This is a genomic window from Nonomuraea lactucae, assembly GCF_003313395.1.
GTDB lineage: Bacteria > Actinomycetota > Actinomycetes > Streptosporangiales > Streptosporangiaceae > Nonomuraea > Nonomuraea lactucae.
The window spans coordinates 1-13,293 of sequence record NZ_QNFZ01001006.1 but is presented as its reverse complement, the minus strand read 5'-3'; the positions used below and the strand labels follow the sequence as shown (position 1 = coordinate 13,293).

General features: G+C 74.0%; 11 protein-coding genes. 7 read left to right on the top strand and 4 right to left on the bottom strand.

The genetic code is table 11. The features are described 5' to 3' along the window. Both DQW85_RS36505 and DQW85_RS36500 read left to right on the top strand, forming a co-directional pair. The coding region (locus DQW85_RS36505; RefSeq protein WP_162795668.1) for a hypothetical protein at positions 1–1,424 on the top strand (1,424 nt) is incomplete at its 5' end. Positions 1,425–1,694: 270 nt separating this feature from the next. Then, on the top strand, positions 1,695–2,885 hold the full coding sequence (locus tag DQW85_RS36500) for an RCC1 domain-containing protein (RefSeq protein ID WP_113704304.1): 1,191 nt from the start codon (positions 1,695–1,697) through the stop codon (positions 2,883–2,885). Between the two features lie 112 nt (positions 2,886–2,997). Here DQW85_RS36500 and DQW85_RS36495 read toward each other — a convergent pair whose 3' ends face one another. Beyond that, complete coding sequence (locus tag DQW85_RS36495; protein WP_113704303.1) at positions 2,998–3,996, bottom strand: NAD-dependent epimerase/dehydratase family protein; 999 nt, start codon at positions 3,994–3,996, stop codon at positions 2,998–3,000. An 86-nt stretch (positions 3,997–4,082) separates the two neighbouring features. Between DQW85_RS36495 and DQW85_RS36490 the strand changes: the two genes are divergently transcribed. Next, positions 4,083–5,417: a pyroglutamyl-peptidase I gene (locus tag DQW85_RS36490; RefSeq protein WP_240197665.1), complete on the top strand. Its 1,335-nt coding sequence runs from the start codon at positions 4,083–4,085 to the stop codon at positions 5,415–5,417. 54 nt (positions 5,418–5,471) lie between these two features. On the opposite strand, the gene DQW85_RS36485 is transcribed toward DQW85_RS36490, so the two are convergent. Together DQW85_RS36485 and DQW85_RS36480 are read right to left on the bottom strand one after the other, a co-directional pair. After that, a complete protein-coding gene (locus DQW85_RS36485; protein WP_240197664.1) occupies positions 5,472–5,954 on the bottom strand; it encodes an SRPBCC family protein in 483 nt (160 codons plus the stop codon). A 55-nt stretch (positions 5,955–6,009) separates the two neighbouring features. Further along, positions 6,010–6,870 carry a helix-turn-helix domain-containing protein gene (locus DQW85_RS36480; protein WP_113704307.1) on the bottom strand — a complete coding sequence of 287 codons (861 nt, stop codon included), beginning with the start codon at positions 6,868–6,870 and terminating at the stop codon, positions 6,010–6,012. 120 nt (positions 6,871–6,990) lie between these two features. Between DQW85_RS36480 and DQW85_RS36475 the strand changes: the two genes are divergently transcribed. The 4 genes from DQW85_RS36475 (at position 6,991) to DQW85_RS36460 (ending at position 12,977) form a co-directional block, all read left to right on the top strand. Continuing rightward, complete coding sequence (locus DQW85_RS36475) at positions 6,991–9,762, top strand: DEAD/DEAH box helicase (RefSeq protein ID WP_240197663.1); 2,772 nt, start codon at positions 6,991–6,993, stop codon at positions 9,760–9,762. Beyond that, a complete protein-coding gene (locus DQW85_RS36470; RefSeq protein WP_113704301.1) occupies positions 9,759–10,913 on the top strand; it encodes an SWIM zinc finger family protein in 1,155 nt (384 codons plus the stop codon). The genes DQW85_RS36475 and DQW85_RS36470 overlap by 4 nt, the downstream gene beginning before the upstream one ends. A 188-nt stretch (positions 10,914–11,101) precedes the next feature. Continuing rightward, positions 11,102–11,932 (top strand): putative protein N(5)-glutamine methyltransferase, encoded by an 831-nt coding sequence (locus tag DQW85_RS36465; protein WP_113704300.1) that lies wholly within the window; start codon positions 11,102–11,104, stop codon positions 11,930–11,932. 67 nt (positions 11,933–11,999) lie between these two features. Continuing rightward, the gene (locus DQW85_RS36460) at positions 12,000–12,977 is read left to right on the top strand and encodes a zinc-binding dehydrogenase (protein ID WP_113704299.1); all 978 of its coding nucleotides are present in this window, start codon (positions 12,000–12,002) and stop codon (positions 12,975–12,977) included. On the opposite strand, the gene DQW85_RS36455 is transcribed toward DQW85_RS36460, so the two are convergent. Further along, positions 12,967–13,293, bottom strand: a 327-nt coding sequence (locus DQW85_RS36455) for a winged helix-turn-helix domain-containing protein (RefSeq protein ID WP_162795666.1), incomplete at its 5' end; no start/stop codon positions are given. The two genes, DQW85_RS36460 and DQW85_RS36455, sit on opposite strands and share 11 nt — an antisense overlap.

The following is a 13,293-nucleotide window of genomic DNA, read 5'->3' as shown; positions in this document are numbered from 1 at the left end:
GGCTCGTCGTGCCGCACGCCGCCGCGCTCGGTCACGACCCCGGCGACAACGCGCCGTTCCGCGCCACCGTCTTCGACCCCGCCGGCAACCGCGCCGTCGAGCTGCGCGGCACCCTCGACCGGCCTGAACGCGCCGAGGTCCGGCCCACCGCGTTCACCCCGCCGCCCAGCGCCGCCGAACTGACCGCGGCCGCCTCCGTCCTGCGCGCCGACCCGAACTTCCCCTCCGGCGACGACGTCGTCGTCTATCAGCCGATGCCGCCGCTGGCCGACCTGGAGAACCCCGACGGCACCACCGTGCGCCGCCCCACGCTCGGCATCTACACCCCGAGCGACCCGACCGGGTTACGCCACCGCGTCGTCGCCGTGGACGCCGCCCGCGGCGCCGTCGACTGGACCCCGGCCGGGGTCAACGTACGCATGCACCACGACTGCGAGGACAGCGTCCCGGTCGGCGTCGAGGCGCTCGCCGACCGCGGCGGGCCCGACCAGGTGCAGGTGAAGGTCGTGCGCGGCGCCACCGAGCTGTGGAGCCTGATCGTCGTGCGACCGCGCGCCTCCGCGCCGCAGAGCCCCGGCGTCGGCGGCGGCGTGGAACTGCGCAACGTGCGCTACCGCGGCCGGATCGTGCTGCGCCAGGCGCACCTGCCCGTCCTGAACGTCGAGTACGAGCAGGGCACCACCTTCCGCGACGACGTCAGCGCCGAGACCCGTTTCTCCGCCACCGGCACGGACCCGGTCGGCTGGGGCTGGCGGCTCTGCGACAGCGCGCCGCGTACCATCCTCGAACGGCCGAGCAGCGACGCGGGCAACTTCCAGGGCGTCGCCTTCCACCACGACGGCGAGCAGTTGCGCATCGTCAGCGAGCTGCAGGCCGGCTGGTACCGCTACGCCAGCGACTGGCGGCTCGGCGACAACGGGGTCATCCGGCCACGCTTCGGCTTCGCCGCCACCCGCAACCCGATGACCTGCATGGTGCACCGCCACCACGCCTACTGGCGGCTCGACTTCGACGTCGAGGGCGCCGCCAACGACGTCGTCGAACAGGTCGACCAGGGGCCGATCGCGCCGGAGCCGGTGCCGATCGTCCGAGAGACCTCGCGGCGGCGCGCGCCGGGCCGCTACTGGCAGGTACGCGACAAGTCCTCCGGCCGCGGCTGGCAGATCCACCCCGGTCAGCACGACGGCACCGCCGACGCCTATGGCGTGTCCGACCTGTGGTTCCTGCGCCACCACCCGGCCGAACTCGACGACGGCAACCCCGGCCCGCGCGACCGCGCGGCGATCAACCGGTTCCTCAACGGCGAGAGCATCAACGGCGCCAACGTCGTGGTCTGGTACGCCGGGCACTACTACCACGACCAGTCCAACCCGCACCCGCACCAGGGCGAGCTGATCGGCCCGGAGCTGATCCCGATCGGCTGACGCGGCCCCGCCTCCGCCGCCCCGCACGCCGACGGTGGCCTGGCCTGGCCCGTCTTCCATCCCCTGGCGGGGGGTTGCATCCCGTACCCATGGCCGTACCGGCCGCGGTCGCCTTTGGACAAGCGTTACCGATCAGGCAAGGAGTCCACGCGCGTCGTTCCCCAGCCAGCCCGTGCCACCGGGATAGAACGAGGACGAGGCCGTGACCTGGGGATTTACTCTGCTGAGCCCCTGGCGGCTGAAATCCGTCCGCACACACGGGGGACATGCATGCGCCCATTCCGATGGAGACCGCGAAGAGTCAGGACAGCCGCCCTGGGGGCGCTCCTGCCGCTCCTGCTCACACTGGGGGTGCAGGCGTCGCCGGCGTCCGCAGCCGGATACACCCTCAACCGGGTCAAGTCCTGGGGAGGCAACAACGTCGGGCAGCTCGGCGACACCACGTTGACCGATCGGCACACGGCGGTGACCGTCGCGGGGCTGAACCACGCCGGTGTCGTCGCGATCTCCGCGGGCGGCGGGCACAGCCTGGCCCTGCTGGTCAACGGCCAGGTCGAGGCCTGGGGCAGCAACGGGAGCGGAGCGCTCGGCGACGGCACCCTAGTGGACCACCCCACAGCCGGCGCCGTCGCGAACCTGAGCGGGGTGGTGAGGGTCGCCGCGGGCAGCGGGTTCAGCCTGGCCCTGCTCGGCAGCGGGCACGTCAGATCATGGGGGGCCAACACGGAAGGCCAGCTCGGCATCGGCAACACAGGTGGGCTGCGCGCCAACCCGGTGGACATCCCTGGTCTGTCGGGCGCCGTGGCCATCACCGCCGGGGGCGGGCACAGCCTGGCACTGCTGGCGGACGGCCGGGTCAAGGCCTGGGGCTCGAACTCCGCCGGCCAGCTCGGCATCGGCAGCATCGGCGGTGTCCAGGACGAGCCGGTCGACGTCGTCGGCCTGGGCGGAGTCAGGGTCGTCGCCATCGCCGCGGGCAACGGCCACAGCCTGGCACTGCTGGCGGACGGCCGCGTCAAGGCCTGGGGAGCGAACTTCTTCGGCCAGCTCGGCAACGGCGGCACGGAAAACAGCGGCACGCCGGTCGACGTGGTGAACCTCGTCGGTGTCCGGGCGCTCTCAGGGGGCCTCGGGCACAGCCTGGCCCTGCTGGGCAACGGCCGGGTCAAGTCCTGGGGGGACAATGGATCCGGCCAGCTCGGCATCGGATCCATCGGCGGCCAGAGCGAAACGCCGGTGGACGTGCCGAACCTGTCCGGCGTGCGGGCGATCGACGCGGGCGGCCTGCACAGCCTGGCCCTGGTGAGCGACAACACCATCTCGACATGGGGGTCCAATTTCGCCGGTCAGCTCGGCAACGGGAGCACCGAATCGAGAAGCGGCACTCCGGCCACCATCCGTACCGGGCTGGGCGTCCCGCGTCTCATCTCCGGCGGCACCATCTTCAGCCTGGCGGCGTGACGACAGACACCGTGACCAGGGTCCCGCCCCGCCTGGCGGGGCTCTCACGCGGCACTGACAGCGGCACTGAAAGCGGCACTGCCAGCGGCACTGACGGGGGCACTGACAGGGGTCACCGTAGTGGCGCGGTGGCGAAGTCCTTCATCCCGGCCTCGAAGCCGACGGTCGCGCGGAAGCCGAGCTCGGCGCGCGCCCGGTCGGGTGAGGCGATGATGTGCCGCACATCGCCCAGGCGGTACTCGCCCGTCACGAGCGGCTCGGGCCCGCCGCGTTCGGCCGCGAGGGCGGCGGCCAGCTCGCCCACGGTGTGCGGGACGCCGCTGGCCACGTTGTAGGCGGCCAGCCGTCCGGGCGATCCCGCGTGCGCTCCCGCCAGGTTGGCGGCGGCGACGTCGCGTACGTGCACGAAGTCACGCAACTGCCCGCCGTCCTCGAACACCCTCGGCGCCCGGCCCGCCTCCAGAGCGGACCGGAAGATCGCCGCCACCCCGGAGTAAGGGGTGTCCCTGGGCATGCGCGGGCCGTAGACGTTGTGGTAGCGCAGCGCCACCGCGGTGCCCCCGGTCTCCCGCGCCCAGCAGGCGGCCAGGTGCTCCTGGGCGAGCTTGGTCGTCGCGTAGGCGTTGCGCGGGTCGGGCCCGGCGTCCTCGCCGATGACGGCCGGGCGGACCGCCGCCTCGCAGTGCGGGCATCGGGGCTCGAACAGCCCTCGTTCGAGGTCTTCGGCGGCGCGCGGGCCCGGCCGGACCCGGCCGTGCTCGGCGCAGTCGTAGGCGCCCTCGCCGTAGACCACCATCGAGGAGGCCAGCACGAGCCGCCCCACGCCGTGCCGTGCCATCGCCGCGAGGAGCACCGCCGTGCCGTAGACGTTGACCGAGGCGTAGCCGGGCAGGTCGGCCAGGTCGACGCCGAGCCCCACCTTGGCCGCCTGGTGAACGACCAGCTCCACACCCGGCAGCAACCGGTCCAGGGCCGCGTCGTCCCGCACGTCCGCCGCCGCCCGGCGTCCCGCGCCGTGCCCGGCCGTGTCGAGCCCTTTGACGTCATGTCCGGCCCGCTCGAACGCCTCCACCACATGGCTTCCGATGAATCCGGCGGAACCGGTGACCATCACCCTCACCTGAACGACGTTAGCGCGGCAGCCGCGGCCTAGGGTGGGGGGCGGCAGAACATGATCGTCACTTGAAAGGAAACGCAATGATGACCGCTGCGCGGACCCGCTTATCCGGCTTGTACGGCGCCTGCCTCGGCATGGCGATGACGGCGACACTCGTGCCGGCATCCCCGGCGCTCGCCCAACCAGCCCACCCGGCCCACTCAGCCCGTACGGCCTCGGTCGGCGACGGCTGCTCCGCGGCCGACGCCCCCAAGACGGTCGAGGAGCAGCGGCTCTCCTCCGAGGTGCCGAAGAAGATCCTCGCCAGGAGCGGCTTCGACCGCTTCGCCACCCAGTTGGGCAGCTCACTCTGCGGTGTCACGCGTCTCGCCGACGCCGAGCGCCTGGTCACCGACCACGGCCGGGCCCTGTGGAAAGCCGCCGTCGATCGCGCCCAGGGCCGCGGCCCGGACGGCGGCGACCTGCCCCGCGGCGACGACCGGCCGCTCTACTGGGCACGGCTGGGCATGACCAAGGCGTTGCGCGCCTGGACCCCCGGCTTCCCCCTCGGCGACGCCGATCGCGCCGCGCTGCTCGGCCGGCTCGAACGCGCGTCGAGAGGGCAGGACAGCATCAGCTTCCCCGGCGGCACCGGGATCAAGCGCGTCGTCGTCACCGGCTTCGATCCGTTCCAGCTGGACTTCGAGATCCGGCGCGGCAACCCGGCCGGCGCGAACGCCCTGGCGCTCGACGGCACGACCGTCAACACCGCGGCCGGGCCCGCCCGCATCGAGACGGCGATGTTCCCGGTGCGATGGGCGGACTTCACGGCCGGGACGGTGGAGACCACGTTGCTTCCGCATCTGACCGCTGGGCCCGCCAAGGCCGATCTGCTCGTCACCGTGAGTCAGGGCCGCCCCGGCCAGTTCGACCTCGAACGGTGGAACGGCGCCTGGCGCGGCGGCAGCCCCGACAATCTGTGGGTCGGCGAGACGGGTACGATCCCCGTACCACCGAACGTCCCGACGATCGTGCCGCAGCCGCAGTTCGTGCCCACGACCCTGCCGTACAAGGCGATCCTGGCCGCCGGCGTCGGCCCCTTCCCCGTCCTGGACCGGACCACGGTCACCGAGATCCCCGCTGGTGGCGGCACGCCGGTCGAGCGGACGGACGGCCCGACACCGGGCTCGACCGCCAGGGCGGGCGGCGGCGGCGACTACCTGTCCAACGAGATCGCCTACCGCGCGACGCTGCTGCGCGACGCGGTGCGCGCCCGCATCCCGGCCGGGCACGTGCACACGCCCGTCCTCCTGTTCGGACCGGACAACACGGCCGAGATCACGGACCCCACGTTCGAACGGAACCGGCGGGAGATCGTCGACCAGACCCGGCGCATCGTCATCGTCGCGGCGGGTGCCCCGGCTGAACACCGGTAACCCCCGTCGCGCTCCCGCGGCGCCGTCGATCGACGGCCGAGCGGGGCGTCCCGCCTAGGACAGGAGCCTGGCCAGCCGCCGCAGCGAGTGGCGGGCCAGCGCTCCGGCGATCGGGCGGGCCAGGGGCCACAGTGCCCGGCCGAGCGGGCCGAACGGCAGCTCCAGCCGTTCGGCCCAGATGACCCGGCTGCCTCCCTGGTGCGGTTCGACGCGGAAGACGCCCTCGCCGCGGACGAGCCTGCCCGTGTGGCGCACCCGCACCAGCCGGGGCGGCTCCCAGCGGGTGATCGTCATCGTGTCGAGGAAGCTGAACGGCCCGACACCGGTGAACGCCTCCACCCGGCCCTCCCCGGCGAGCCTGGCGCTGGTCAGCACCATCCACTCGCGGTGCCGTGGCCAGTCGGTGAGCAGCCCGAACACCCGCTCCGGCGGCGCGCCCACCCACGTGGCGGCGCCCATGTACGCGCTCGGATCCCCGGCCCTCGCCGGGCCGCCATGTCGCCTCTCCGCGCGGTCCAGAGCCCTGCGAGTGATCACACTCTCACCCTAGCCCGCGGGCGCTCGCCGTGGCGGCGGGGTTCAGCGGCCGGGTTCAGCGGCCGTTCGCCGTGAGGTGGGCGAGCAGGAGCAGGGCCGCCTCCGACGGCGAGCCGGCCTCGGTGGTGACGACCACGAGGGAGTGGTCGGGGTTGAGGGTCCAGCCGAGCGTCTGCTGGGTGACGGTCAGCGTGCCCACCAGCGGGTGCCTCAGCTCGAAAACGGCCAGCTCGCAGGGGTGGACGCGGTGCTCGGTCCACAGGGCGGCGAACTCCGGGCTCTTCATGGACAGCTCGCCGATCAGGGCCGCGAGGGCCTTGTCCTCGGGATGGCGGCCGGCGACGAGGCGCAGGTGCTCGGTCATGGCTCTGGCCTTGCTCTTCCAGTCCACGAACAGGTCGCGGTTGTGCTGGTCGAGGAAGACGAGCTTGGCCGTGTTGGGCCGGTCGGCGGGGCGGTCGGGGCTGGTGAAGTCGAGGTGCCCGGCGAAGAGGGCGTGTCCCATGCGGTTCCACGCCAGCACGTCGCAGCGGCGGCCGGTGATGATGGCCGGCACGTCGCCCATGGCCCGCAGCAGGTCGCGGCTCGCGGGTGAGACCCGCTCCGCGGCCGGGCGCTGCGCGGCCTTCCGCTTCTTGGTCGTGCGGGCCAGATCGTGCAGGTGGGTGCGCTCGTACTGGTCCAGGAGGAGCGCGCGGGCGAGCGCGTCGAGCACCTCGGCGGAGGCGTTGAGCGACTGGCCCTGCTCCAGGCGGGTGTAGTACGAGGCGCTGACGCCGGCGAGCTGGGCGATCTCCTCACGCCGCAGGCCCGGGACGCGCCGGCGGTCGTCATACCTGGTCAGCCCCACGTCCTCCGGGCTCAGGCGGGCACGGCGCGACTGGAGGTACGCGCCCAGCGCGGCTTGTTCCTGCATGTCGCCATTATGCGACACCGTCCAACCGGCCGGCCTGCCCCTGCCAGGGATAGGCAGGCCGCCGAACAGGGAGACCATCCGGCCGAAGAACCACCCGTCCGTACCGTACACTGTACGGCCGTGAGCTCCTCAACCGATCTGACGCGGCGGGCGGTCGTCTTCGAGCCGGGCGACCCGCCCAGGGCCGGCCGGATGGCCTTCCTCGACCCCGGCGGCGACACCACGGTCACCGTGGTCGAGCGGCACGACGGAGGGCTCCGTGCCTGCGAGGTCCCGGCCAGGCGGATCCCCGTCCCCGAGGCCGTGGCCGCCCTGGTCAGAGCCCGTCGCGACGACGGCGCGCACCCCGCCGCCCGGTTCTGGGGCGCGGTGGCGCTGGTCGCCCTCCAGCTGGTCGCCCGGGGGCGCCTCGTTCCCGGCGTGTCTGCGGGCGGGCTCGACTCCTGGCGGGCGGGGCCGTTCGACGCCGCCGACGTCCAGCGCGTCAAGGAACTGGCCGGCGCCATGCCCGCCACGGCGCGCGCCGTACCCCTCGACGGCACGCCGCATGACGGCACGCCGCATGACGGCGCTGATGCGGCAGGGGCGCTGCTGCCCGAGGCGGAGAGTCACGTGCGTGCGTTCCTCGACGCGGTGGCCGACGCGATGCCGCGCTCCCCCGGCGCCGTGCGCGCCACCGGAACGCACGCGTTCGCGGCGGTCAAGCCCGTGAAGGTGCCCCACCTGCGCGGCTGGGCCGACGAGGTCTCGGCCGGGCTCGACTCCGGGGTACGGGTGTCGCTCCGCCTGGAGGCCGACGACCCGGCGGCCTCGGAGTTCCGCGCGGTCGTCCAGGTGCACAGCCTGGCCGACCCGTCACTCGTCGTGGACGCGACACAGCTGTGGGAGGGACGGCCTGAAGGGTTCGGCCCGCGTGCCAGGATCGAGGCCCCCATCGCGGTCCGCCGCGCCGCCCGCGCCTGGCCGGTGCTGGAACGGCTGCTCGACAGCGCCGTACCCGACGAGCTCACACTGTCCGACGGCGACGTCGAGCACCTGCTGGCCGGAGCCGCCGAACAGCTGGCCGCCGCCGGGGTGGAGGTCCACTGGCCCCGCTCGATGGTGCGCGGCCTGAGCGCCCGGCTGGCCGTCGGCGCGCGTGACGCCGCACCCTCCGACCTGCCGTCCTTCCTCGGCGGCCACCACCTGACCAGCTTCAACTGGGAGCTGGCCCTCGGCGGCGAGCGGCTGACCGCCGCCGAGATGGACCGCCTCGCCGAGGCGCACCGGCCCGTCGTACGGCTGCGCGACCAGTGGGTGCTCGTCGACCCGGCTCTCGCCCGCAAGGCCCGCCGGCGCGAGCTCACGCCGATGACCGGCCTGGCGGCGCTCGGCGCCGCGCTGACCGGCACCGTCGAGGTAGGGGGCGAGCAGGTGCCGGTGGAGCCGGGTGACTGGCTGCGCGAGCTGCGCGACCGGCTCGCCGCGCCGGAGGAGATCCCCCCGCCGCGGGGGCTGGCCGCGACCCTGCGCGACTACCAGCTACGGGGACTGCGCTGGCTGGCCGGGATGACCTCGCTCGGGCTCGGCGCCTGCCTGGCCGACGACATGGGCCTGGGCAAGACGATCACCCTCATCGCCCTCCACCTGCACCGGAACGCGGACGGGCACGGGGGCGGGGGCGGCCCGACGCTCGTCGTCTGCCCGGCGTCGCTGCTGGGCAACTGGGAGCGGGAGATCACCAGGTTCGCCCCCGGCGTCCCCGTGCGCCGTTACCACGGAGCCGCCCGCGAGCCGGCCGGAGAGGGGTTCGTGCTCACGACGTACGGCACGATGCGGCTCGACGCGGCCCGGCTCGGGGCGCACCCGTGGGGCCTGCTCGTGGCCGACGAGGCGCAGCACGTCAAGAACCCCGCCTCCGGTACGGCCAGGGCGCTGCGCGACATCCCCGCCGCCGCCCGCGTCGCGCTGACGGGCACCCCGGTCGAGAACAACCTGTCGGAGCTGTGGGCCATCCTCGACTGGACCACGCCCGGCCTGCTGGGGCCGGTGGGGAGGTTCAGGTCGCGCTGGGCCAGGCCGGTCGAGTCGGGCGACACCGCGGCGGCCGAGCGGCTCGCCCGGCTGGTGGGGCCGTTCCTGCTGCGCCGCCGCAAGTCCGACCCGGGCATCGCCCCCGAGCTGCCGCCCAAGACCGAGACCGACCGGCCCGTACCGCTCACCACCGAGCAGGCGGCGCTGTACGAGGCCGTCGTCCGGGAGATCATGACCCGGATCGAGAGCACGCGCGGCATGGCCAGGCGCGGCCTGATCGTCAAGCTGTTGACCGGGCTCAAGCAGGTCTGCAACCACCCGGCGCACTACCTGCACGAGGCCGCGCCGCGGCTGGCCGGCCGTTCGGGCAAGCTGGAGCTGCTGGACGAGCTGGTCGACACCATCGTCGCCGAGGAGGGCGCGGTGCTGGTGTTCACCCAGTACGTCGCCATGGCCAGGCTGCTCGAACGGCACCTGACCGGCCGGGGCGTCGCCACGCAGCTGCTGCACGGCGGCACGCCGGTGGCCCGGCGCGAGGAGATGGTCCAGCGGTTCCAGGACGGGCGCGTGCCGGTCTTCCTGCTGTCGCTGAAGGCCGCGGGCACCGGGCTGAACCTCACCAGGGCCGACCACGTCATCCACTACGACCGCTGGTGGAACCCCGCCGTCGAGGACCAGGCCACCGACCGCGCCCACCGCATCGGGCAGACCAGGCCCGTCCAGGTCCACCGGCTGATCGCGGAGGGCACGATCGAGGACCGCATCGCCGAGATGCTCGCCGCCAAACGCTCACTGGCCGAGGCCGTGCTCGCCTCCGGCGAGGCCGCCTTCACCGAACTGACCGACGCGGAGCTCGCCGACCTCGTGGAGCTGAGATGACCGGCCGGACCGCCGCCCGCGGATTCCCCGCCTTCCCCCGGCAGCGGGCGGGCGCCCGCTTCGCCACCTCCTGGTGGGGCCGCGCCTGGATCAAGGCCATGGAGGACACCTCCCTCGACCGGCACCTGCTGAGCGGTGGCCGCGCCTACGCCAAGACCGGGCAGGTCGGCCCCATCACGGTCAGCCCCGGCCGGATCGCCGCGGTCACCGAGAGCGAGTTCGACACCGTCGTGCGCGTGGAGCAGCTCGCCGACGCCGACTGGGACCGCTTCCTGGACCAGGTCGCCGCCAAGTCCGGCCACATCGCCGCCCTGCTCGACGGGGACATGCCGCACGACCTGGTGCGGGCGGCCGAGGACGCCGGCGTGCCGCTGCTGCCCGCCGTCGGCGACCTCGAACCCGAATGCTCCTGCCCCGACTGGGGACACCCCTGCCGGCACGCCGCCGCCCTGTGCTACCAGGCGTCATGGCTGCTCGACGGCGACCCGTTCGTGCTGCTGCTCCTGCGTGGACGCGACCAGCGGGACCTCGTCGAGGCGCTGCAGCGGCGCCACCCGCCCGCCCGAACGCCTGGAACGCCTGGAACGCCTACCGGAGGGCCTGGAACGGTTGCCGGGATGCCCGCCGCGGAGGCGTTCGCCATCGGCGCGCCGCCGCTGCCCGGCCCGCCGCCGCTGGACGTGGCGTTCATCCCACCGCGCCTGGAGCCCGCTCCGGGCGTGGACGTGATCGCGCTGGAGGTGCTCGCCGCCTCGGCCGCCTCCCGGGCGCGCGAGCTGCTGGCCACGGGGCGCCAGGCCGTACTGACCGAATACCAGGACCGCGTCCGGCTGGCCGCCGACCACGGCCTCGATCTGGGCCTGGCGCCCGCCGTCCGGGCGTGGCGGTACGGCGGCGCGGCCGGGCTGGACGCCCTGGAGTCGGCGTGGACGCCGCCCAGGCAGGACCTGGCCAGAGCGCGGACGATGCTGGAAGCCGGCTGGGAGGGCGAGCGCCCACCCCAGGTGGAGGAGTGGCGCAACCGCTGGACGGTGGGCCGGACGCAGCTCCGCTACGGGCGGGACGGCAACTGGTACCCGTTCACCGAACATGACGGCGACTGGTGGCCGTCGGGGCCGCCCGAGCGCGACCCCTCGGCACTGCTGGACTGATCGGCACCGTCCGGCCCGCTTTGCGTGGCCGCGACCGGCTCGGGTAGTGTTGCCGTCCCCAGAAGGGACGACCGAGGAGGTGAGACCCATTACCGCCAGATCAGGCCGGGTGTTCTCGCCTCGTGGTCGTGCCGTTCCCCGGCACAGGTGATCGAGAGAGCGCCCCAGGGCATCCCGAAAGGCGCTCCATGTCATCGTCACCATCACCATCACCGTCACCGTCGTCGCTGTCACGTTCCGTCATCGTGACCATGCTCAGGACCGCGGGCTGCGTGTTCGCCGAGGACGAGGCGCGGCTGCTGCTGTCCGCGGCACGCACCCCCGCCGACCTCGCCGACATGGTGGAGCGGCGGGCCGCGGGACTTCCGCTGGAGCACGTCCTCGGCTGGGCCGAGTTCTGCGGCCTGCGGATCGCCGTCGAACCCGGGGTCTTCGTGCCTCGCCGCCGCACCGAGTTCCTCGTCGCCCACGCGACCGCGCTCGCGAGGCAGACGGCGGGGCGGCGGGCCGTCGTGGTGGACCTGTGCTGCGGGTCGGGCGCGCTCGGCGTCGCACTCGCCGCGGCGCTCGACCAGGTCGAGGTCCACGCCGTCGACATCGACCCCGCCGCCGTGAGGTGCGCCCGCCGCAACCTCGCCGCCACCGGCGGCCGGGTGTACGAGGGCGACCTGTACGAACCGCTGCCCGCGACACTGCGAGGACAGGTGGACGTCCTGGTGGCCAGCCCGCCCTACGTGCCCACCGAGGCGATCGGCCTGCTCCCTCCGGAGGCCCGCGAACACGAGCCGCTGGTGGCGCTCGACGGCGGCGCGGACGGCCTCGACATCGTCCGCCGCGTGGTCGCCGGCGCGTCACGCTGGCTCGCGCCGGGCGGCCATCTGCTCGTCGAGACCAGCGAACGCCAGGCGCCACGGGCCGTCCGGATCATGGCCCGTGCCGGGCTCGCCCCGCGTACGGCCCACTCGGAGGACCTGATGGCCACCGCCGTCATCGGCGTCCTACGCTCCGGCGTCGATTGACATCAACCGAACTTGAGGTTGCAAGCTCGAACGGTCGCACAGACCACGACCTCAGGGAGTTACGAGCATGCGAGCCGTCGTCCTGCACGCCTTCGGGCCCGCGGAGAACCTCCGCTACGAGACCGTCCCCGATCCCATGCCCGGCCCCGGGCAGGTGCGGATCGCCGTCAGGGCGGCCGGGGTGCACCTGGTCGAGACCATGATGCGGGCGGCCCTGGAGGGAGTGGCCATGCCGCCGCTGCCCGACCTGCCCGCGATCTTCGGCGGCGAGGTGGCCGGCACCGTGGACCTGGTGGGCGAGGGGGTGGACCCCTCCTGGGCCGGGCGCGACGTCGTGACGTCGGCGGGCAGGCCGGGCGGGTACGCGGAGCTGGCGGTGGCCGACCTGGGCTCCGTGCACCGCGTGCCCAGCGGGCTCGGGTACGAGGCGGCCGTCGCCATGGTCGTCACCGGGAGCACGACCCTGCAGTTGCTGGACGTGGCCCGGCCGGTCGCCGGCGACGTCGTCCTGGTGACCTCCGCGGCCGGCGGGATTGGCCGCCTGGCCGTGCAGTACCTGCGCGACCTCGGCGCGACGGTGGTCGGAGCCGCGGGCGGCCCGGCCAAGGTGGCTGCGGTGCGCGACCTCGGCGCGGACCTGGCCGTGGACTACGACGAACCGTCCTGGCACAAGGCCGTCGCCGAGGAGCTGGGCGGCCGGGCGGTCACGCTCGTCCTCGACGGCGTCGGAGGCGACAAGGCGCGGGCCGCGTTCGAGCTGATCGCCGACGGCGGCCGGTACGTCACCATCGGAGCCGCCTCGAAGCAGGACTTCCAGCCGGACCCCGAGACGCTCCGGGCGCGCGGCATCACCGCGACCAACGCCCTGCTCATCCTGATCGGCCGCCCCGAGGACCGGCCCCGGTTCGAGGCGCGGGCGCTGGCGGAGACGGCCGAGGGCAGGCTGGTCCCGGCCGTGCAGTCCTTCCCGCTGGAGCAGGCCGCTGCCGCGCACGCCGCCCTGGAGTCCAGGGCGACGACGGGCAAGGTCCTGCTCATCCCGTGACGGCACCTGGCGGACCGGTGATGCGGTAGCCCACCCCAGGCGTGGTGGTGATGATCGGGGGGCCGCCGAGCTTGCGGCGCAGGCGGCCGATGGTGACGGTGACCGTGTTGGTGAACGGGTCGGCGTGCTCGTCCCAGACCTGTTCGAGGAGGTCCTCGGTGCTGAGGAAGCCCGGCGCGGCACGGAGGAGTGCCTCCAGGAGGGCGAACTCCTTGACCGACAGGTCCAGCGGGCGGCCGTCACGGGTCGCGGTGCGGCGCAGGGGGTCGAGCTCGACACCGGCGGCGCGCAGGGTGCGGGCGCGGGCGGCGGGCCG